This is a genomic window from Bacillus sp. J41TS8 (genome assembly GCF_018333035.1).
GTDB lineage: Bacteria > Bacillota > Bacilli > Bacillales > Bacillaceae > Bacillus > Bacillus paralicheniformis.
Window position 1 is genome coordinate 40,965 of record NZ_BORF01000010.1, and the last position, 22,285, is coordinate 63,249.

The 22,285-nt window shown below is 45.9% G+C and carries 19 protein-coding genes; 13 read left to right on the plus strand and 6 right to left on the minus strand.

All coding sequences use genetic code 11. The features are described 5' to 3' along the window. The first annotated feature begins 461 nt into the window (after window positions 1-461). The 6 genes from KI350_RS14225 (at window position 462) to KI350_RS14250 (ending at window position 5,937) form a co-directional block, all read left to right on the plus strand. Window positions 462-1,529, plus strand: coding sequence for a YecA family protein (locus tag KI350_RS14225; RefSeq protein ID WP_020450023.1), 1,068 nt, complete (start codon window positions 462-464; stop codon window positions 1,527-1,529). Window positions 1,530-1,649: 120 nt separating this feature from the next. Beyond that, a complete protein-coding gene (locus KI350_RS14230) occupies window positions 1,650-2,366 on the plus strand; it encodes a lantibiotic protection ABC transporter ATP-binding protein (RefSeq protein ID WP_020450024.1) in 717 nt (238 codons plus the stop codon). After that, on the plus strand, window positions 2,363-3,121 hold the full coding sequence (locus KI350_RS14235) for a lantibiotic immunity ABC transporter MutE/EpiE family permease subunit (protein ID WP_023857778.1): 759 nt from the start codon (window positions 2,363-2,365) through the stop codon (window positions 3,119-3,121). Before KI350_RS14230 ends, KI350_RS14235 begins: the two co-directional genes overlap by 4 nt. 1 nt (window position 3,122) lies before the next feature. Further along, the gene (locus KI350_RS14240) at window positions 3,123-3,893 is read left to right on the plus strand and encodes a lantibiotic immunity ABC transporter MutG family permease subunit (RefSeq protein WP_025810815.1); all 771 of its coding nucleotides are present in this window, start codon (window positions 3,123-3,125) and stop codon (window positions 3,891-3,893) included. Window positions 3,894-3,913: 20 nt separating this feature from the next. Beyond that, window positions 3,914-4,576 (plus strand): response regulator transcription factor, encoded by a 663-nt coding sequence (locus KI350_RS14245; protein WP_212930503.1) that lies wholly within the window; start codon window positions 3,914-3,916, stop codon window positions 4,574-4,576. Further along, window positions 4,567-5,937 (plus strand): sensor histidine kinase, encoded by a 1,371-nt coding sequence (locus tag KI350_RS14250; RefSeq protein WP_020450028.1) that lies wholly within the window; start codon window positions 4,567-4,569, stop codon window positions 5,935-5,937. Before KI350_RS14245 ends, KI350_RS14250 begins: the two co-directional genes overlap by 10 nt. 56 nt (window positions 5,938-5,993) lie before the next feature. Here KI350_RS14250 and KI350_RS14255 read toward each other — a convergent pair whose 3' ends face one another. Continuing rightward, complete coding sequence (locus tag KI350_RS14255; RefSeq protein WP_020450029.1) at window positions 5,994-6,893, minus strand: LysR family transcriptional regulator; 900 nt, start codon at window positions 6,891-6,893, stop codon at window positions 5,994-5,996. Between the two features lie 109 nt (window positions 6,894-7,002). On the opposite strand from KI350_RS14255, the gene KI350_RS14260 reads away from it, so the two are divergent. The 3 genes from KI350_RS14260 (at window position 7,003) to KI350_RS14270 (ending at window position 10,315) form a co-directional block, all read left to right on the plus strand. Next, on the plus strand, window positions 7,003-7,419 hold the full coding sequence (locus tag KI350_RS14260) for a tautomerase family protein (protein WP_065643673.1): 417 nt from the start codon (window positions 7,003-7,005) through the stop codon (window positions 7,417-7,419). Further along, window positions 7,403-8,143, plus strand: coding sequence for an SDR family NAD(P)-dependent oxidoreductase (locus tag KI350_RS14265; RefSeq protein WP_065643674.1), 741 nt, complete (start codon window positions 7,403-7,405; stop codon window positions 8,141-8,143). The genes KI350_RS14260 and KI350_RS14265 overlap by 17 nt, the downstream gene beginning before the upstream one ends. Before the next feature lie 87 nt (window positions 8,144-8,230). Then, entirely contained in the window at window positions 8,231-10,315 is a 2,085-nt protein-coding gene (locus KI350_RS14270; RefSeq protein WP_065643675.1) for a class I SAM-dependent methyltransferase, read from the plus strand. A gap of 10 nt (window positions 10,316-10,325) precedes the next feature. Here KI350_RS14270 and KI350_RS14275 read toward each other — a convergent pair whose 3' ends face one another. Beyond that, window positions 10,326-11,402 carry a DUF4352 domain-containing protein gene (locus KI350_RS14275; protein WP_065643676.1) on the minus strand — a complete coding sequence of 359 codons (1,077 nt, stop codon included), beginning with the start codon at window positions 11,400-11,402 and terminating at the stop codon, window positions 10,326-10,328. A 617-nt stretch (window positions 11,403-12,019) separates the two neighbouring features. Continuing rightward, entirely contained in the window at window positions 12,020-13,420 is a 1,401-nt protein-coding gene (locus KI350_RS14280) for a YfcC family protein (protein WP_065643677.1), read from the minus strand. A 125-nt stretch (window positions 13,421-13,545) separates the two neighbouring features. On the opposite strand from KI350_RS14280, the gene KI350_RS14285 reads away from it, so the two are divergent. Both KI350_RS14285 and KI350_RS14290 read left to right on the plus strand, forming a co-directional pair. After that, window positions 13,546-14,715 (plus strand): M20 family metallopeptidase, encoded by a 1,170-nt coding sequence (locus tag KI350_RS14285; RefSeq protein ID WP_039073158.1) that lies wholly within the window; start codon window positions 13,546-13,548, stop codon window positions 14,713-14,715. A 173-nt stretch (window positions 14,716-14,888) separates the two neighbouring features. Next, entirely contained in the window at window positions 14,889-16,019 is a 1,131-nt protein-coding gene (locus KI350_RS14290) for a type II asparaginase (RefSeq protein ID WP_026580480.1), read from the plus strand. 31 nt (window positions 16,020-16,050) lie between these two features. Here the strand turns inward: KI350_RS14290 and KI350_RS14295 are convergent, their stop codons facing one another. Then, complete coding sequence (locus KI350_RS14295; RefSeq protein ID WP_039073159.1) at window positions 16,051-16,503, minus strand: GNAT family N-acetyltransferase; 453 nt, start codon at window positions 16,501-16,503, stop codon at window positions 16,051-16,053. A gap of 100 nt (window positions 16,504-16,603) precedes the next feature. Between KI350_RS14295 and KI350_RS14300 the strand changes: the two genes are divergently transcribed. Further along, on the plus strand, window positions 16,604-18,103 hold the full coding sequence (locus tag KI350_RS14300) for an amidase (protein WP_020450038.1): 1,500 nt from the start codon (window positions 16,604-16,606) through the stop codon (window positions 18,101-18,103). A gap of 22 nt (window positions 18,104-18,125) precedes the next feature. Here KI350_RS14300 and pepF read toward each other — a convergent pair whose 3' ends face one another. Next, entirely contained in the window at window positions 18,126-19,961 is a 1,836-nt protein-coding gene (pepF, locus tag KI350_RS14305; protein ID WP_048350147.1) for an oligoendopeptidase F, read from the minus strand. Window positions 19,962-20,072: 111 nt separating this feature from the next. Beyond that, entirely contained in the window at window positions 20,073-20,342 is a 270-nt protein-coding gene (locus tag KI350_RS14310) for a GlsB/YeaQ/YmgE family stress response membrane protein (RefSeq protein WP_017474015.1), read from the minus strand. Between the two features lie 170 nt (window positions 20,343-20,512). Here KI350_RS14310 and KI350_RS14315 point away from each other — a divergent pair, with 170 nt between their 5' ends. After that, window positions 20,513-22,228 carry a serine hydrolase gene (locus KI350_RS14315; protein WP_023857783.1) on the plus strand — a complete coding sequence of 572 codons (1,716 nt, stop codon included), beginning with the start codon at window positions 20,513-20,515 and terminating at the stop codon, window positions 22,226-22,228. Window positions 22,229-22,285 lie beyond the last annotated feature (57 nt).

The following is a 22,285-nucleotide window of genomic DNA, read 5'->3' on the forward strand; positions in this document are numbered from 1 at the left end:
GCACTTAAATACATAAAGATCGTTTACTCAGTGTCGCCTGTTTTCATGACCCATGAGACGAAGTAGTGCACGAAAGCCTGCCATAGCTTCATCTGTGCATCGGAGCGGCATCAAAAGCGGATACAAAACGTATACCAGCAGTGCTGTTGCACCGACCTCAGGAGATCCGTCTCCAAATCAATGCGGATGAAAAGTGTAATCCGACCGCCAATACGCAATCGATCAACAATGCACCCGCTCTAACCCAAAAACCAGCGTATTGCAAAATGTATAACACCCTCTGTCATAAATGGATGATAAAAACACAGAACTAACCATTTTATAGTCTTTTTTTCTATTTGTCCTCTTTTATAAAATTTTACTTTTCAGCTAAATCATACTGATTTTCATTATCGGATTTCCCCCTCCTGAAAGTTTTGATAAAATAAATAAGTTGTAGTATAAGATACGGAGGTTTAAACGTGGGAAAAGTAAAGAGAAATATGCCTTGCCCATGCGGCAGCGGGCTGAAATATAAAAAATGCTGCGGCAAAGCGGAGGGAGCGTTTCCGGCTGTCGCGGTGCAGGAATTGAAACAAATCCAGAAAGACGTCATGGAATTCGCTTTTACGGAACATAAAGACACAATCGATCAATTTCTTAATCAGTATTCTTTTCTGTCAGACTTGGAACAGTCTGCACAAAAGATATGTGTTTTTAATCTGGGCGTGTGGGGAGTATTTTCCCGGCCGTTGGCAGACGGAGGATTGACGATTTTCGAAGACTTTTTACAGAAAAAGGGTTCTTCGATTCTCAGATCGCAGACTAAGGAAGCCGTTCAATCGTGGAAAGACCTCTCCCCTGCGCTGCTGCGTGTGAAACATATAACAGATGGCGGCATTCGCTTTGAGGATGCTGTAACAAATGAAGAGCTCACTATAAGGATGAATGTGAAGCGGGAAGGGCCTTTTGTAGGCGAGTACGTGCTCGGCTTTCCGATCAAGATCGGAAGCCATACCGAGTTCTTCTTACAATTCACCATCTATCCTGCAAAAATGGCGGATGCTCTCAAAGACAGGTTAAACGATGCTTTAAGCCGTTTCACAAAAGAAGGCGGAACAAAAGAACAGCTGATGAGAGATGATTTTCATCATGTGTTAATGCAGCTTTGCCGTCAGGAAGAGAGTGCACCGTCTGAACAAGGGTCGGAAGACATCGAATGGGCCAATGAGATGGAAAAAGAAACAGCGCTTGTCTTTGAGAAAGGTATGCTTGACGAAGGACATTCTGAATCATTTGTCTCCTGGGCGGTCGGCCTTTGGAAATCGTATTGTGTTAAAAAAGCGCCGGTCATCAAGAAAACAGAAGCCTTTGCAGCTGCTTTGGAGTATTTTATCAATACGATCTCCAAATCGGAAAAATCGTTATCCCAGGCGAAGCTTGCAAAAAAATACGGTGTCAGCGCTTCGACCGTATCGAATCGTTTTAAAGATATTGAAGCCGTCCTGCAGGACGAACTGGATCATCATCTTGAGCTTATGCCTTCTTAAGGCAAAGGCCGCTAAACCTTTCGGGGAACCGGAAGGTTTTTTGCGTTTGATTCTGATTAAATCTTGAGAAAGGTATTTTAAGATATCGGTACCGATCAGATCAAACAAGGAGAGATTAAGATGAGTACAATTCTATTGGAAACAAGGCATCTTCAAAAAAAGTTTGGAAGGTCGCAAGCGGTCTCAGACGTCTCACTGTCAGTTAAAAAGAACAGTATTTACGGTCTTCTTGGACCGAATGGAGCAGGAAAATCAACGACTTTAAAACTTTTAACCGGAATCTTAAACCCGACTGCCGGGGACATTTTGGTTGAGGGGCGGAAATGGAAAAGGTCTGTATTAAAAGACATCGGTTCTTTAATAGAATCCCCGCCTCTGTATGATAATTTAACAGCCTACGAGAATGCCAAGGTGCATGCCACATTATTGGGTCTTCCTGATGCGAGAATAACAGAGGTGCTTAAAACTGTTGATATGCATCATGCCGGAAAGAAAAAAGCGGGGCAGTTTTCTATGGGGATGAGACAGAGGCTGGGAATCGCCATCGCTCTTTTAAATCGCCCTAAATTACTCATACTTGATGAGCCTACGAACGGTCTCGACCCGATCGGTATACAAGAGTTAAGGGAACTGATCAGGTCATTTCCAAAGCAAGGGATGACGGTCATCTTATCAAGCCACATTCTGTCGGAAGTCGAGCAGATCGCAGACCATATCGGGATTATCAGCGGAGGATACCTCGGATATCAGGGGAAAATCAATAAGGGGGACGATCTCGAGCGGCTTTTTATGGATGTTGTCAAATCAACGCGGGGGAAAGAAGGCGGAGAACAATGATCGGATATTATGCGAAAGCGGAAAACCTGAAGTTTAAAAGAACATTTTCGAGAAAGATGATCTTCATTGTGCCTTTGATTAATATTTGCTTCGCCTTTTTAATGAATCCAGGATTCTTTGTAGCAGGTACGTATAATTGGTGGTCTGTCATCTTGATGCCGGTCATGATCGCCTTGCTTTGTGCATTATCACACCAGAAAGAAATGAAAGCGTCGAATTATAACGGCATTTTTTCTTCTCCCGTACATTTACATATGATCTGGTCTGCAAAAATAAGCGTCATTGCGCTCTATTCTTTAGCGTCTCAAGCTGTTTTTTTAGGGTTCATGGTTGTGATGCAGTTTGTCATTCCTCAATTTTCGAGCATTCATTTGACAGTCATTGCAGCGAATCTGCTGCTTTGGCTTACGACACTGTGGGAGATCCCCATCTGTTTATGGATAGCGCGAAAATTTGGGTTTATATCTGCCGTTTTGTTCAATATGCTGGGCAGTATCGTGTTGGGCATCATGTCGGCATCAAGTCCTTTTTGGTGGCTGAATCCGTGGAGCTGGCCGATCAGGGTCATGTGTCCGACAATTGGCATCCATCCAAACGGTGTGCCTCTTGAAAATGGCGATCCTTTAACAAGCTGGGCAGTCGTTCCTCCGGCTGTTGTTCTATCTGTTGTTTTATTTGCTATTTTGGCGCGTCTGACCAGGCGGTCTTTTTCCCCTGCCGTTGATCGCAAATCGATAAAACGGGAGGCGGTTTGATTTGTTGCTATTTTTCAGATGCCTTGCGGCTGATTTTCAAAAAACAAAGCGCACATCTTTTATTTGGCTTCACTTGACCGTTCCGGTTATCTGTGCGAGTGTTTTTCTGCTTTATTTCTATAACAGAGATCATGATCCATATCAATTATACCGCACGTATTTTGAGGCAATTGCGATTGCCCTGCCGCTTCTGATTGGAATAGTGTGCGGAATGACGGCTTCATTAGAGGAGCGGGCAGGCCGTTTTCAAGTGCTGTTGGGCGGCACGGCGCCCAAATTAACGGCTTATTTAAGCAAAGTCACACTGCTTCTGTTCATGAACTTGTGTGCGGTATTCTTGGCTATTGGACTCTATGTATTGGGGCTCAAAGTTCTATTTCATGTGCCGAACCTGACAATCGCCCTTTTTTTAGAGGCTGGGGCATGGCTGGCAGCCGGAAGTGTCACACTTTATTTCATTTATTTTCTGATCAGCTGCATATTTGGAATGGGGGCTTCGATTTTAATAGGCGGGGCAGGTCTTTTGATGACAGCACTGATGAATACGGGATTGGGCGATGTCATTTGGAAATATAATCCCTGGGCATGGGGAATCAGGCTGACAGGGTATAAGGGGATTGACCGATTTGTCCAAATTGATCCGTCTCTGCGTTCTGTTCTAGACGGGGAAATCAAGCAGGGGGCTTTCATCATGGTGTTTGCTATAATAGCTGTATTCGCTCTAAGCATCGTTTGGTTTATCCGCTGGGAAGGAAGAAAAGCTTATGAATAATGAAAAAGGGTGGTCAGCAAGTGGCGAACATTTTGGCAGTAGATGATGAGAAAGATATTCTTGTACTCATACAAAATATTTTGCGCCGCGATCAGCATCAAGTTCATACATTGAGTCAAGTTAACGCCGAATCTCTCGACGTGTTTTCAGGGTATGATTTAATTTTGCTTGATGTGATGATGCCGAGGATGGACGGATTTGAATTATGCGAGAAAATCCGGCCGCTGGTAGATTGTCCGATCCTGTTTCTCACCGCTAAGACGGAGGAAGAGGCCATCGTTAAGGGCCTCCTGACTGGAGGAGACGACTATATTTCAAAACCCTTCGGCGTTCTTGAGCTCAGTGCGAGAGTAAATGCACACTTGAGAAGGGAAAGAAGAGAGAAACACGAAACTAAACGTGTGATTTCCGGTTTTTTATTTCACTTTGACAGCAAAGAAGTATTTATTCATGATCAAAAGCTGAATTTAACAAAAAATGAATTTAAAATATGTGAGCTGTTGGCTCAGCATAAAGGACGAACTTTTACACGAGAAGAAATTTATGATCATGTATACGGGCTGGAAGGTAATGCATTATACTCCACGATAACCGAATTTATCCGCACGATTCGGAAAAAATGCAAAGAACACGAAAGAGATCCGATCAAAACGGTATGGGGCGTAGGGTACAGATGGGAATAATCCGTAAAAAAAAGACGCTGCGCAGAGAACTGATCAAATATATGCTCACTTTGAGTTTCAGCCTGATCGCGATCACGGCTGTATATGTTTTGATCAATATGATCGGAATGAATGCAGGGCTGTTTTATCCTGCCAATTACAATGAAATCGAAGCTGAAAAGCTTAAGCCCAAGCTTCAATCGGCTGAACGGATAACGGAAGACATGATACCTGATACGATGCTGTATGCCATATTGGATAAAAAGTCGAAACAAAAGACAGCGGGAAACATGAAAGAAACGAATCTTTCAATTGTACGGAAAAAAATTGAGAGCAGGCCGTATGTCACCTTAAGTCAAAAAGGCTATATGATCATCGAACGCAAAGACGAGTATTGTGTGTTGGAGTATCCTTTGCGCGCTGAGTTTCGGTCTCCCCTGCTGAGACGGTTTCTCCCGAACTATGAGCTGACAAGCTTATGCATCATCATTCTGCTTCTAATTACGGTCGTTTTTGCGGTAACAACCCGATTTGCAAACAGGTTAAAAGATCATTTTCAAACATTAAACACCATCGCTGAGCAAATTAAAAAACAAAATTTAAATTTCACTCCGGAGTTTTCGAATATTAAGGAATTTGATCATGTGATCAGTTCCCTGATAGACATGAGGAATGCCCTTCAAGCCTCCCTCCGCGCGCAGTGGCACTTAGAGAAAACGAAAAAAGAACAGATCGGCGCATTGGCTCATGACATTAAAATTCCAATGACCATTATTAAAGGTAATGCGGAATTGCTGAGCTTATCACCGCAAAATCAAGAGCAGTCGGAATATATCAGATACATACTTGATGCGGGGCAAAAAATCGATCAGTACATTGACCAATTAATCCATTTGTCAAAAACGGAGGAAGCATTAAATATCGATTATAGAGAAAGCGCTGTGAAACCGTTAGTCGAAAGTGTTCTCAATGACACTGAAGCATACATAGGGAACAAATCGGTTGACATTGTGCTGAAGGAACAGAACCTTGAAGATAAAAAAGCACTGTTGGACAAACAGCTGCTTCATCGAGCGTTGATGAACATCATGACGAACGCTGCAGATCACACACCAGAAGGCGGGAGAATCGATTTTGAAGCTGTGTGTACGGATGATCAATTGATTTTCACAATCACTGACAGCGGAAAAGGATTTTCTCAAGAAGGCCTGCAGAAAGCTGCCGAGCTTTTCTATATGGAAGATAAAAGCCGGACATCGAATGGGCATTACGGTATGGGACTTACCTTTGCGCTCCGTGTTGTCAAGCTTCATCAAGGCGATTTATCGATTAAAAACGGTGAAGCGGGGGGCGGACAGGTGCAAGTAACCATCCCCCTCTGAGACCAGATCATCATCATTCAATGTCCCATTATGTCATCATCCCAAACCTTCCGACATCAGCCGGAAGGTTTTTTCGGTTCTCCCAGTTCCTGTTTCAAATATTGGTAAAGCTTTGCGTCCGCTTGTTTCAGCGGGAAAGACGCGGTTTTGCAAAGGATGCCGAAGGTTACGCTGATCGGGTCATCGCCGATAAACCGGACAATCGTTCCGGGAGGAGGAGGGGAGACGATGCTTTTCGGAATCAGGGCAACGCCGAGTCCAGCGGCAACATAATTTTTCAAAGCGGTCATGCTTCCAATCTCCATCGTGTTCATTTGGCTTCCCGGCAGCTCTTGAAACGCGATTTCGACTTTCTTCCGGTAGGTGCAATTGTTGGCTGTGATCAGTAGACGGTGCTCCCTAAGATCTTTCAGATGGATGTGTTCATTGTTTCCGGCGGGGTGTCCTTCAGGAAGCAGCACTACGAGCTCTTCAGCATATAGCGGTTCAAAATAAAGATCAGTTCCCATTGCCGGAGTCGAACAGACGGCAAGGTCCAGGCTGCCTTGAACCAGCCGTTCCCCCAATGTCGATGAGTTGGCGATATCTACGGAAACCCGGATCTTCGGATAATCCGCTAAAAATCTCCCCAACATCCGCGGCAAATCACAGCTCGCGATTGGTTCGACCGCTCCCAGACGGATATTTCCCGCTTCGCCAAGCAATAAGTCGGCCATATGATGTTGAAGGTGATCCATATTTTTGACAATATGGCTGCTTTCTTCAAAAAAAAGCCTGCCGGCTTCAGTCAGTCGGAATGTTTTCCCCCGCTCGAGCAATCGGATGCCGAGGTCTTCTTCGAGTTTTTTGATTTGCATTGTGACTGTGGACTGCGCATAATTCAGTTCTTCAGCCGCGCGGTTAAAGCTTCCGCAAGCCACGATTTTATGAAACGTCTTTAACGTTTTGAAATCCATCCCATCACCTCAAGTTCAATAAAATTGAATGAATCCTTCAAATGATTCAATTATACAAAATGATATAACCGTTATACACTATTAAACAATACAAAGGAGGAATAAATATATGCCATTTGTCAGGATGGATCTTTTAAAAGGGAGATCAAAAGAAGAGCTTCGCCGGATCAGCAGAACGGTTCACAAGGCGATGACGGAGACGATCGATGTTCCGGAAGATGATTATTTTCAGGTCATCACCCAGCACGATGAGGAAGAATTCTTTTTCGATCCCGGCTATATGAATATCGAACGGACGAAGGATTTGATCTATATTCACATCACAATGAAAGAGAGACCGGTCGAAAAAAAGCTGGCGCTGTATCAACGCATTGCAGAATGTTTACAAAAAAACGCCGGCATCCGCCAAGAGGACGTCATGATCATTGCGGCCGAAAACGTGAAAGAGAACTGGTCGTTTGGGAATGGAACAGCACAGCTTGCATCAGTTGAAAAGGGAGTGATGAAAAATGAAAATGAAAAATAAAACAGCCCTTGTCACAGGAGGCGGCACTGGGATCGGCAGAGCGGCATCGCTCGCTTTGGCAAACCGCGGCGCAGCGGTTATTGTCAACTATTCGCGTTCCGAAGCGGAGGCTGAAGAGACGGTTGGGATGATTGAAAATCAAGGCGGCCGCGCGCTCGCGATTAAAGCCGATGTTTCTAAGGTCAATGAAGTTCAAGGCATGTTTGATCGGGCGGCCCGTGAGTTCGGCACCGTCGATCTGCTCGTCAACAATGCAAGCATCACCAGGCATATCGAGCTTGATGACTTGGATGGAGCTTCTGAAGAAGTCTGGGATGAACTGTATGCGGTAAATGTCAAAGGGATGTTTTATTGCGCGAGAGCGGCGGCATCTTTAATGAAGCAAAATAAGCAAGGCGCCATCGTAAATGTCGGCAGCATCGCCGGACTGACGGGCTCAGGTTCTTCGCTCCCCTATGCCGTATCAAAAGCGGCGGTCCACGGACTGACGAAATCATTGGCGCATGCGCTCGCTCCGGATATCAGGGTCAGCTGTGTGGCACCTGGCGCTGTATCGACGAGATGGTGGGAGGGGAATGAAGAGAAAATGAAGCGGCTCAGCCAAAAGCTCCCGCTTGAACGGATCGCAAAGCCGGAAGATATCGCCTTGCTCATTTGCGCGCTGCTCGAACAAGAAACGGTTACTGGTCAAATCTTAACGGCGGACTGCGGCCAAACATTATAGCGGTTATAAGTCTATTATCCTATTTCTATATGAAACCATTTACCTTATGATTAGTCATATCGAAATAGAAAAAAGAGGGAAGAACGTATGAGGCGTTTACAATCGTTAGAAGCCATTGAAAAAGTGAAAAGCGGGGATTATCATGTTTTGCGTGATGCCGAATGGCTCAAGTATCTTGTTTTAACTGAAGAACAAAATGTCAATCTGGAGCGGATATCTTCGCTGGAGAACATGCCTCAGAATCCCGTGTTTCTTTATGTGGAACAGACGCTCTCCATCTTGGAGAAAGCGAACATTCCTGAGCGGGAAAAAGAAATCATTGAAGAGGTTCTTATATGGAGTGAAACGGCTAAGTGCGGCCAGCCTCATAAAAGAAAGGAATGGCGTGAGAAAGGCTTTCAGCTTGCGATCCATAATATCGGGTCGGCGCAGATTTATGCTGATCGAAGACAGGCGTATATGCCGGAGCGGCAGGATATTGAGGAACTCATCTATATTTTGATTTTGACGCATGGACTCGTCGGGCAGTATATCCGCGGGGAATCAAGGTATCGCCAATTCACTCCTCTTATCGATTGGATTGAAGCATCCGAACTTCAGCACATCGACATCAGGCGGGTTCTGTACGTTCTGAACAAATGTATCATTGAAGGGGTTTCGCCGGCACTTTGGGAATCGATTGAACAAGACGTGAACCGGATAATCGGCCAAATCTGCACAGGAGAAAGAAACAAAGATTGGCCGTTTGCGGAAAGGATCAGAAAACTGCGGGGACAGGCGCTCGATTCCGGCGAAGACAGCAGCCGGTACGAGCGGTTTTTGAGGGAACATGCGGCGGAAGATGCGCTGAGACGCTTCTTTCAGCGGATCGATTTATGGTATGTGGAATCCGCCTTGTCATCGTTCAGTTTTGAAGAGTTTGTCAAAATCTTTTTGCTTGTGCTTCGTTCTGTCAATCCTCTATCAGTCAAGCATATCAGCTTTGAGCCGCTGATGAAGGACATGTACCGTGATTACCAAGGTGTGCGTCATACGAATGTTTATAAAAAACGGATTATCGAAGCGTGCTTAAAAGAGATGTCGATCAGCGATTTGCTTTTCGGCGGGGTGCCTGTAAATGAACACGTTTCGCTTGCTGTTCAGCCGTTTGATCAGGCTTCCGAGATTGTCGGCGTCACGTTTTCGTTTTCGCAGGCCGGACTGAAGCTGATTGAATTTTGCCAGGAAGCGGAGAAATCGCCTTTATATGAACGGGCGATCGTGCTGCTTTATGATTTTTTTGAGTTTCGCAAGGATTCGTTTGACCGGCTGCAAAATGAAGCGGCTTATCTGTCTGACATGAACGGTGCGGAAGATTATAAAAAGAAGATTGCCGATTATGCTGTTGGAGAAAGAATGCTCGACATCGGAGCCGGAGGCGGGGTGATGCTTGATTTGCTGACGGACCAGCATCCTGAAGCAGAGGTCATCGGCATCGACCTTTCCGTCAATGTCATTGAGGAGCTCCAAAAAAGAAAAGTGCGCGAACATAAGCCGTGGCATGTGAAACAGGCTGATGCGTTGGATCTTCCTGAGTACTTCGAACAGGAAAGCGTCGACACGATTGTATTTTCATCGATATTGCACGAATTGTTTTCATACATTCCGTATGAAGGAAAACGATTTAATCATCTCGTCATTGCCCAAGCGTTAAAAAGTTCCTTTGATATTCTGAAGCGGGGAGGCAGAATCATCATCAGGGACGGAATCATGACCGAAAACAAAGAGGAAACGCGGCGGATTCGCTTTAAAGACCCGGATGGAATGGATTTCTTGAAACGGTATGTCCATGATTTTAAAGGGAGAAAGGTGCAAATTCTTGAGGCTGAGAAGGATGCGGCCGTACTGTTTGTGAATGACGCGATGGAATTCCTCTATACATATACTTGGGGAGAAGAAGCCTATCCGCACGAAGTGCAGGAGCAGTTCGGCTATTTTACGCCGACTGAATTCCGGCGCTGTATTGAGAAAGAGTTGGGGGAACGCGCGAACATTCTTGTGTTCGAACACTATGTACAGGAAGGGTATGAAGAACACCTTAACCCTAAAATCGAGCTGACAGACCGGCTCGGCCGACGCGTGCCGCTGCCGGACAGCACTTGTTTTATTGTAATTGAAAAAAAGCACCACTAGGGTGCTTTTTTTAGTTGTTGCTTTTAAGGAAGCTTGAGAAGTATTGTTCGGTCTTGTAATTATCAGCATCCATTTTCCATTTGTCATTTTTTGATTTTTCAAGCTTAACTTCAACTGTTTTCTCACTTGAAGTCGCCTGTGCTTTTTTGATTTCTTCACTCATGATGTCAATCGCAGGATTGATCAATTCATCTCTGGACATGAAGTTTTTGCCGCTGTCTTTCACATAGTCTTCCAGTCTTTTCTTCACTTTCTTTTGGACATCCGTATTATCGATTGGTGTAACGGTTGCCTCAACAGTTGCTTCATCGCCTGAAATTGATTTTGTAACTGCTTTGACTTGAGATTTTTCTTGATAAGCGTTTTGGATGGCACTGATCAGTTTATTCAATTTCTTTTTATCGACATCTTCTTCATCAAAATATCCTAAAGAGCGAACGATTGATTTTTGAGCGCCTTCAAGGTAATCGGTAACGACTTCACGTTTATTTTCGTCGACCAGTTTATCAAAGTTATCATTATCTTTGCCGAAAATCGTTACATCTGTGTAAGCCAGCAAAGCTTTTGCCGGATCTTCAAGTTTTTTGGCTGTTTTCAGCAAATCGTCGCTGCCGCCGTCGATCTCGAATTTGACAGGATCGGCTTTGTTTTCACCGTACATGTCAGGTGTGTATTCAAGCTGAAACTTTTTGCCCTTTTCAACGATGTAATAGATATTTCCGTCGACTTCCTTGTCAGAATTCAGCGTGGAAGAACGAAGTCTCTTGTTTCTTTCATCATATACGCTGACGTCCGACATTTTTGAGTCGCCTTCGTAAAGGCTGAATTGGCTTTTATCAACCATCAATGGTTCTTTTCCTGTATTTTTAACGGAAACATTGATCTTTAGTATAAGTTCATTTTCGTGCAGGTTTGTTGATGAATCATCCGGAAGCGTATATTCGGAGCTTAGTATTTTAACTTCTGCATTATCTGCTTTTTTCGTATCTTCTTTCTCTCCGCTCGCACTTTTGCTGCCTCCGCAGGCTGTTGACACGACTGCTACAATCATCAAAAGCATCATTAGAAAAAACTTTTTACTTCGCATGGTCTGTCTCCTTTTTTATTATTATTTTTTCAATGTTATGTAAATGAAAAGAATGGGGTGGTTAGGGTAAAAAGGCCCTTCATCGGGACAAATCTTACTCAAGTCCCGGTCATTTCATTTATCTAACAGTGAAAATTTGATTATAATTCTTCCTTTTTCCTTAGTTTCTTTAAAAAAACAGAAACAACATCACTCATTTTAAGGTTTGAAGAATCAATAATAAATAGGTGTTAAATACTAATTTTGGTCAATGTTTTGCAAGATTAGGCATGTTTTCAAACTTTGGGTAGTATGAATAGACTAAAACTAATGACTTACAAAACGGTGCATTTAATTGAGATTGATCCATTTTCCAGCTTAGCCATGACAAGGCAGAACAGGTGAAAAATATAAGTGTTTTGTTTAGAATCCGCCACTTTGTTGATGAATTTTGAAATTGGACTATGGTGGATAAAAAGTCCCGTTTTCGGGTTTTCTTAACCTGAGCTTAAAATTTAGTAGATCAATCGTCTCAGAAACGCCGGTTTTGATGGTTTAGCTTCTCTATGGTCAGGGAGACGGAGACATGTATGAGGAATGCAGCCGGGGGCTCCGGCTGCATATTGTGGACCGGATGTTTACTTAATACCGATGATCATGGCGATAACAATTGCGGCGGCGCCGATGAAAATCCAGCCTGCGACCAGCTTCCAGACAAACTTGACCCAGCGTTCGTAAGTGACGCCTCCGATTGAAAGCGAAGCCATCAGTACACCGGAGGTCGGGATGATGGAGTTGGTGATTCCGTCTCCGTATTGATACGCGAATACGGCAATCTGGCGTTCGAATCCCAATAAATCGGCCAGCGGCGCCATAAGCGGCATCGTTGTGGCTGCCTGTCCGCTTCCGGATGGAATAAATGTGTTGATCACGATTTGCACGGCGAACATGCCAATGGCGCTGATTTCGTTCGGAAGTGAGCTGATGGCTGAAGCAAGGCTGTTGATGATCGTATCGATAATCTGTCCGTTTTCCAATACGATGACAATGGCACGGGCGAAGCCGACAATCAGCGCTCCGTATACAACCTGTTTCATACCATCGACAAATGAATGGAAGGTGTTGTTGATGCCGAGTCCTCCCGCAAGGCCGGCGGCAAAGCCGATGATGAGAAAGCCGGCCGACAACTCGCTTAAAAACCACCCCCATTGAAATACACCGAACATATTGATGCCGAAGCCCAATGCTGTAATCAGCAGGACGAGGCCGTGTCTTCCAGTGAAGGAAAGATCAGCTTGTCCTGCGGCTGTCTCTTCATTCATCTCTGTTTCGCTTCCATACATCAAACCGGTATTTGGGTGCGCTTTGACTTTTTCGGCGTACCGCATGACATAAAAAATGGAGAAACCGAGCATGGCGGCATAAACGGCCAATCTATAACCGAGGGCGCTAAACACCGGGACTTCCGCAATTGTCTGTGCGATTCCGACTGTGAACGGGTTCAACATGCCGCCGGTGAACCCTGCAGCCGCGCCAAGGGAAATCATCGCCAGCCCGGTCATTGAATCATAGCCAAGCGCTCTTGCAACAGTGATGCCGATCGGAATAAAAATAATCGTCTCTTCAGATAAACCGATCGTTGCGCCTCCGATGGAAAAGACGAACATGGTGACGGGAATCAGGAGGAAACCGCGTTTCTTCAAGCGCTGCACGAGCACATGAACACCTGCACGAATCATCCCGGTCTGATGGATGATGCCGAAAGCTCCGCCTATTAAAAAGATGTAAAAAATAATATCCGCCGATTGAATCATGCCTTCCGGTATGGCTTTAAACATCTCGAAAAAACCGACCGGACCGGCGTCAGTCTGTGTGTAGCTCCCTTGTACGATAACCGTTCGGCCGTCTTCTTCAACCCGCTCAAATTCTCCTGATGGAATGAAGTATGAAGCCAGTGCAGCTAAAATGATAATGAAAAAAATCAAAGCATAAGTATGAGGGAAGTGCAGTTTTATTTTCTGGGAGGTGCCATTGCTCATTCCGTTCGTCTCCTTTATAATGTATTAATATTCATATAATTATATATTTAATCATTTTGAGGATATGAGCTTTACTTTGTCAACCCTGGAAAAGAACTTCCGGTAATGGAGAAGGGAGAACCGTTATGAAAAAACAAATTGAGAAAGAGATCGAACATATTCGTGAAGAGCTGCTGCATATCAGCCAGTATATAGGCAATCACCCTGAACTGGGACATGAAGAATTCAAAGCTTCAAAGATTCTGTCCGAGGAGCTGAAAAAACACGGTTTTCAGGTGGAGTTAGGAACATGCGGCCTTGCGACGGCGTTTACGGCCGAATTTGACAGCGGCCGTCCCGGCCCTGCCATCGGGTTTATGGCTGAATATGATGCATTACCTGACCTTGGCCATGCCTGCGGGCACAATTTGATCGGCACGATGGCGGTCGGCGCCGCGATCGGCGTCAGCAAAGTCATCGCATCATGCGGAGGGAAAGTGTATGTTTACGGAACGCCTGCGGAAGAAACGAAAGGCGGAAAAGTAACCATGGCCGAACAAGGGGTTTTTGATCACTTGGACGCCGCTATGATGGTTCATCCGTATTGCAGGCATGAAAAAAGCGGAACATCGCTGGCGATGGATGCGATTCAATTCGAATTCTTTGGAAAGGCCTCGCATGCGGCGGGAGCGCCTCACGAAGGAATCAATGCGCTCGATGCCGTCATTCAGACATTCAACGGCATTAATGCGCTCAGACAGCATATTCTCCCTGATGCCCGGATTCACGGGATTATTCCGGAGGGAGGGAAAGCGGCAAATGTTGTGCCGGATTATGCGGTTGCCCAGTTTTATGTCAGAGGAACAGAACGTGCTTATGTCAATGAACTGCTCGATAAAGTAAAAAATTGTGCAAAAGCAGCCGCACTTGCGACTGGAGCCCGACTTAAGAGCTCTTTTTATGAGCTGTCTTACGATGATTTGAAAACAAATGAAACGCTGTCAGACGCCTTTACACAAAACATGATCGAGTTGGGCGTCGATCCCGATTCGATTCATGAAAAAGCGGACGGAGGAGGTTCAGTTGATATGGGGAATGTCAGCCAGATCGCACCTTCCATTCATCCTTATGTACAAATTTGCGATGAACCGTACGCGTGCCACACACCCGAGTTTCGGGAGGCAGCCATGAGCAGCCAAGGGTTCGAAGGCTTAATGCTCGGCGCAAAATCTATGGCATTCACGGCCTATGATGTGCTCACCAATGAAGAGCTGTTGAGAAAAATAAAGGAAGAATTCAGCTTTTTAAAACAATAGAAGGTCTGAAGAGGGAAACGAGGTTTCCCTTTTTTTAATGCAAAAAAACGCAGAAGAAAATCTAACATATAAATAGACAGCGTATAAATGCATTTTAAACTGGTATGAAAGAGAGGAGGAAAGAGAAAATACATATATAATTAGCGGACTTCGCAGCAGGGAGAGATCAAAACATGACGAAAAAACGAATGTTATTTATTGTGTTAGGCTTATTGCTTTTGATCAATGCCGGGTGCTCCGGTTCAAACGAATCTCGAAATGAAACAAAGGCCCGGGCGAAGACGGAAACTGCTTCTGTTAAGACTGCCCAAGGAAATGACCGTCTGCCCAACATAAGAATTTTGGCTACAGGGGGGACGATTGCCGGAGCGAATCAGTCCAAAACGTCGACGACCAATTATAAAGCGGGTGCAGTCGGGATTGATACGCTCATCGAAGCCGTTCCGGAAATGAAGGATATCGCGAATATCAGCGGAGAACAAGTGGCAAACATCGGAAGTCAGAATATGACCAATAAAACGCTCCTGAAATTGAGCAAGCGCACTGCGAAGCTTTTAGCTTCAGATGATGTCGATGGAATTGTCGTCACTCACGGAACGGACACCTTGGAAGAAACGGCTTATTTTTTAAATCTCGTCCTCAAAAGCGATAAACCCGTCGTTGTGGTCGGATCTATGCGGCCTTCCACAGCGATTGGAGCCGACGGGCCTGCCAACTTGTACAATGCTGTAAAGGTCGCTGCGAGCAAGGAAGCTTACGGGAAAGGAACCATGGTGGTGCTGAATGACCGGATTGCTGCGGCAAGATATGTGACGAAAACCCATACGACAGCTCCTGACACTTTCAAGTCGGAAGAAATGGGGTACCTCGGCAATATTGCCGACGGCATCTATTTTCATAATGACATCACAAAAAAGCATACGAAAGATACCGATTTTAATATTTCCAAGATCAATCAGCTTCCTCAAGTCGACATCATATACGGGTATCAAAACGACGGGCGCTATCTGTTTGACGCTGCAATCAAGGCGGGAGCGAAAGGCATTATCTATGCGGGAAGCGGAAACGGTTCAGTCTCCGACGAGGCGAAAAAAGGGGCAGTCGCAGCGGTGAAAAAAGGGGCGGCAGTCGTGCGTTCTACACGCACCGGCAGCGGGGTTGTTACGCCCAATCCTGATCTTGAAAAGGAAAACATATTGGCTTCCAACTCTTTGAACCCGCAGAAAGCCCGGATTTTGCTGATGCTGGCGCTGACCAAAACAGATGATCCGAAAAAGATCCAGTCCTATTTTGAAGAATATTGACGAGAATCCGCCGGGGAGCCCGGCGGATTTTTTAAAGATCGAGCGCTAAGCGAACCATATCGATGCAGCGCATGCCGTTTTCGTATATCGGTTTCTCGTAATGCCTCAAGAAAAAGTCGCGGTCGATGCCGGTGATTCTAAATCCGCATTTTTGATAGAGCGCAAGCTGCCCGATGCTTGAATTCCCGGTTCCGATTTCAATTGTCTTAAATCCTTGTGATTTTGCCGTTTCAATCGCATGCATAACCAATTGTCTGCCGATTCCTTTTCCCTGCAGATCTTCTTTGACGGCGATATTGACGAGCTCTGCTGTTTCTGGTCTCGTCGGCAGCAGCACATAGACACCTACAATCCGGCGGTCGATTTCTGCTGTATAGGATTGTCCCCGTTTGAGATAATCGATAACCAGTTTTTCGGAAGGGTCTGCCGTCAACAGTAAATCAAGCGGCGGCTCATGTTCTGGGTGTAACCTTCGAATATTCATTTCACTCATCTCCTTTTTGATCTAAACTGAAAACATTGAAATCCTCAAAAGGCTCATGCACAATAGTAAACACAAGCGAACAGTAAAGTGAGGTACTGATATGAATATATCTGACTATATGAAGCATGACGCAGTTGCTTTATCTAAGCTTATCAAACATGGGGAAGTAACGGTGAACGAATTAATCGATGCTGCTTTTTCCCGCCTTGAAGAAGTCAATCCAGAACTGAATGCGGTCGTTCGGACGAGAAAAGAACAAGTCAAACATGAATGCAGACAGCTCGATATCAGACAGCAGCCGTTTGCCGGGGTGCCGATCCTTTTAAAGGACATTTCCCAAGCGTTGAAAGGGGAGCCTCTTACAGCCGGCGCCAAGCTACTTTCATCTTATCAACCAAAGCGCGATTCGAATTTCGTTGCTAAATTGCGCGGCGCCGGCTTTTTATTTCTCGGCCAAACGAATACGCCCGAATACGGATTGAAAAATATTTCTGAGCCTGAATTATACGGGCCGTCGCGAAATCCCTGGAACACCGATTATTCACCCGGCGGTTCAAGCGGCGGTTCCGCTGCAGCGGTGGCGGCCGGAATCGTTCCCCTTGCAGGAGCTAGTGACGGGGGAGGCTCCATTAGGATCCCCGCTTCATTTACCGGGCTATTCGGTTTGAAGCCGACCCGGGGCAGAACGCCTGTAGGACCGGGCGTCGGGCGGCAATGGCAGGGAGCATCGATCGATTTTGCGCTGTCCCGTACGGTCAGGGACAGCGCTGCGCTCCTTGATATCCTGCAAACCGTTCAGCCTGAAGCCGCTTTTCAAACGCCTTTATTTCCGGGCCATTATGAAGAGGATATGAAAAAAGGGCTGGAGCGCCCGTTGAATATCGCATTTTCTGTAGAATCACCCGTCGGAACGCCTGTCAGTGATGAAGCCAAACAAGCCGTTCACCGCACCGTTAAATGGCTGGAAGCGCAGGGACACCGCGTCGAAGAGCAGGCGAACGGCGTTGATGGACTCCGGTTAATGGAGAACTACTACTTAATGAACAGCGGTGAAATTTCCGCGATGATTCTAGGAATGGAAAAAACGCTTGGAAGAGCGATCACTGTTCAGGATGTTGAAATTGTCACATGGGTGCTTAATGAAGCAGGCAAAAAAGTGTCGGCAGCCGAATTTACGGCAAGCCTTGCTTCCTGGGATCAAGCAGCTGCACAAATGGCGGCGTTTCATGAGACCTATGATCTGTATGTGACCCCTGCAACGGCTTACCCCGCTCCAAAGGTCGGCGAGCTTACTCATACCGAAAAAGAAGCCGAAGCGCTCCTGAAAGTGAGTGAGCTGGAAAAAAATGAGCAGCAGTCGTTGATTTATCAAATGTTTTTGAAAAGCTTGACATATACACCATTCACACAGCTTGCCAACTTAACCGGACAGCCTGCGATGAGCGTCCCGGTCCACCTCACAAATGAAGGTTTACCGCTCGGCGTTCAAGTGACGGCACCGAAAGGAAAGGAACATTGGCTGCTTCGCACCGCACATTTATTAGAGCAATCAGACTTATGGATCGGAATGAAAGGCAATCCGAAGTTCGGCAGTCTGTAACCGCATAAAAGAAGACCGGCTGTTAATCAGGCCGGTCTTCTTTTGGATCATACAGTTTTTCGAGCTCGTCAACCAATGTTCCGACATACGCAACTGCCTGGCGTATCGGTTGATCCGTCGACATGTCAACACCCGCGTGTTTCAACAGGTCCAGCGGTTTCATTGTACCGCCTGTTTTTAAAACGTTCAGCCATCTCTCGACGGCAGGGCGACCTTCTTCTTTAATTTGCTGCGAGACGATTGTCGATGCTGTCAGCCCGGCTGAATAGGTGTAAGGGTATAACCCCATGTAGTAGTGCGGCTGACGCATCCATGTTAAACCTGCCCCTTCATCAAGCTTCACTCCGCTGCCCCAGAATTCGGACAGCACGGCGGTGGTTTGTTCAGACAGTACGGAAGCGGTAAGTGCGCACCCTTGTTCGGCGAGTTCGTAGACTCTCCGCTGATATTCCCCTTCAAGCAGATGGGTGACAAAATTGTGGTAATACGTGCCCATCAATTGGTTGATGACCCAGCGCTTCATTTTCGGGTCATTTGTTTTGGAAAACAAATGCTGGGCGAGAAGCATTTCGTTCATTGTAGAAGGCGCTTCGATGAAATATAGAGACGGTCTGACATTCATGATGCGCTGCTTGCGGTTTGCCAAGTAGAAATGACCGGCATGACCGAGTTCATGGGCAAGGGTAAAGGCGTCCCGCATCGTATCCGTCCATGTCATCAAAATGAAGGGATGCACTCCGTACGGACTTGAACAAAACGCACCCGTGGATTTGCCGATGTTGTCAGCGAGATCAACCCACCGCTCAGTCAATGCGGTTTCCATGACTTCCGCGTACTCGGGTCCCATCACTTGTAAAGCGTCCAAGATCATCCGGCCGGCCTGTTCGTAAGTCGTCTTTGGACTGAAGTCGTGATCAAGCGGAGCCTGCAAATCGCAGAAGCGCATGTCGTCGAGGTCTAATACGCGTTTTTTCAAGGCGGCATACTTGCGCATATGAGGTGCAAGTTCGTTTTTAATCACATCAAGCTGGTTGTGGTACATTTCGAGCGTGACGCTTTGCGGCTGAAGAAGCATATCGGTGGCGGATTGATATCCGCGAAGCCTTGACATGCCGACCTGTTTTTTGACTTCTGTTTCATAGACGGCGGCGATGGTATTTTTGTATGTTTGCAGGGTATTTGTAAAGGAGTCAAAGGCGGTTCTGCGAATATGCGTATCAGGAGAGAACATGTATTTTCCTTCATATAACGCGAACGAATTGGCCAACTCATTGCCGTTCCGGTCCTGAATCGGTGAAAATTGCATATCTGCAAGCTTCGCCATCCCGAAAATTTTGTACGGTGCATCATGCACTTCGCCTAAAACGGCTAACGCTTCCTCTGTTTCGGGAGCAAGCTTATACGGCTTGCGCTCCATTATCTCGGACAGCATTTTGCTGAAAGGCTCCAGTCCTTTCTCATTTTTTATGTACGTCTCCACTTGATTTTCGGGGAATTCGAGAATTTCCGATTGGATAAATGAAAGCCCGGCGTTTAGTTTTGCTTGAAGTGCGGCCATCCTTGAAGCGTCGGCTTGGTTGACGGGGTTTGTCAAATCTTCGGACTTTCTGAGGTGAGTATAGGCGGCGGCCCGGACTAGGCGCTCTAGCAGTTTTTCCTGCAGCATTAAACAATCGAGCAACACGTCAGCTCCTTCGTGAAGCCTTCCTTTAAATGAGCCGATGGATACGAGATCTTCCTCAATTTTCACAAGTGCGTCTTCCCAAGCTTCATAAGAAGGAAATAAATCAGTAAGATTCCAAGTCAGTTCCTGCGGCACCTCAGAGCGCTTCGGTCTTTTTTCTGCCACTTTTTCCAATGTACAGCCTCCCCTTGAAAATATTTCGTGTTTCTAATTAATTATATAAAAGACGGCAGCAGAATGAAATAAAAAACGACGGTTTCTAATGAAACCGTCGTAAATCATCCATTATTGAGCATTGCGGTTTCGTCCGCCCATACTTCTCATGACAAGACTGACGATGAAAATCAAAATGATCGCACCGATCAGAGCCGGAATGATATTAAATCCGCCGATCATCGGACCCCAGCGTCCCAAAATCATGGAGCCGAGCCATGAACCGATAAATCCCGCGATAATATTTCCAATGATTCCTCCGGGTACATCACGTCTGATAATGAGGCCGGCCAGCCAGCCTAAAATTCCGCCGATGATCAATGACCAAATAAATCCAAACATTGAACAAAACCTCCTTGTTTTTTAGACATTTTCAGCCTTATACCTATCTTTTGGAATTCGTGAATAAATATACAAATTTTCTCTAAATGAAACCATTCGGGCGAACAAACGTATGGAATACGGACACCTGGAACAGGCATAAGACGCTTAGATCAAGAGAGGAGAGTAAAATGAGACAGCCTATAAAGGAATTAAAAGGCTTTCGGGCATTTGCCCTGGAAAAAATGAAGGAGTGGAACGTTCCCGGAGCCGCTGTTGCAGTCATTAAGGAAGACGAGATCATCATGGCGGAAGGGTTTGGATTCAGGGATAAAGAACGGAAATTAAAAGTGAACCCGGAAACGGTATTTGCGATCGGTTCCGCTTCCAAGGCATTTACAACGGCGGCGATGGCGGTTTTGGCTGATGAAGGGAAAATGGAATGGGACAAGCCGGTAAGGGAATACCTCCCGGAGTTTAAGATGTATGATCCGGTGGCAACCGAACGGATGACTCCCCGTGATCTGGCGTGCCATCGTTCGGGCCTCCCAAGACACGAAATGATGTGGTACAATTCCTCCTTTTCAAGGGAAGAGCTTTTCAGACGGCTCCGCTACCTTGAGCCGAATCTGGATTTTCGATCAAAATGGCAGTATCAGAACCTGATGTACATGACGGCCGGTTATCTTGCAGGAAGAATAGCGGGAACGACATGGGAGGAGTTTGTTCATGAGCGGATTTTCAAACCCTTGCATATGACATCCAGCAGCTTCTCGGTCGAAGATATGCAAAAGCTTTCCGATTTTGCCTTTCCATATCAAGAGAAAAACGGAACAGTTGAAAAAATTCCTTTTCGCAATATCGATGTGATCGGGCCGGCTGGATCGATCAATTCCAATGCCTTGGATATGGCAAATTGGGTGCTGCTTCAGCTTGGCAGCGACAAATTCAGCGGTGTTCTATCAGAGGGAAGCCTTCATGAGCTGCATACGCCTTGCATTTCCTGCGACTCCATTCTTAAAGCGAAGGAACTCCCTGTCTGCAGCTATGGGCTCGGCTGGTTTGTTGAACCGTACCGTGGCCGTCATATGATTCATCATGGCGGAAATATTGACGGTTTTTCATCGCTTGTTGCTTTCATGCCTTATGAAAAAATCGGGATTGCCATTTTGACAAATATGAACGGCAGCTTTCTCCCAAATGTTCTGGCGTACAATATTTTTGACCGCTTGCTTGGATTGGAAGAGATTGATTGGAACGGCCGGCTGAAAGGCGAAGCGGAAAAAATAATGAAAGCGGCTTTAGGCGTGGATCGAACCGCGGATCTTACCAAAATTGAAGGAACGAAGCCTTCTCATGACCTGAAGGACTACACAGGTGTATACGAGCACCCCGGCTACGGTGAAATCAAAATAGAGTGTAAAGACGGTATGTTACAGGCGCTCTTCAATTCGTTTGTGATGCCTTTGAAGCATTATCATTACAATATATTCGAGATGAAAATGCCGCTCACGGAGATGGCGATGCTCTCATCTTTCAGCGCTGATATACACGGACATATCAGCCGCCTTTCCGTACCGTTTGAAATGGCGGAAGGCGCTGGAGAAATCGAATTTGTCAGGAAGCCGGATCAGCGGTTGTACGATCCTGAATTTCTTGCTTCTTTAACGGGCGAATATGCATTGGAAGACGGAACAGATGTCGTTGTGTCTTTCAGAAACAACCGGACGCTCTGGGTTTCATTGCCCGGTCAGCCTGATTACGAACTTGAGCCTTACCGTGAGTTGACATTTCAAATCAAAAACCTGCCGGGTTTCAGCGTCCGGTTCGAAGCCGGCGATTCCGGACAGGTAACAGGTTTGCGCTTCATCCAGCCGAATGGAGAATTTCCTGCTGTCCGGAAATAGCAGCAGAAGACATATTTCGATTTATTTCCCGAGAAATATACCAAATGTGAGCCGCCT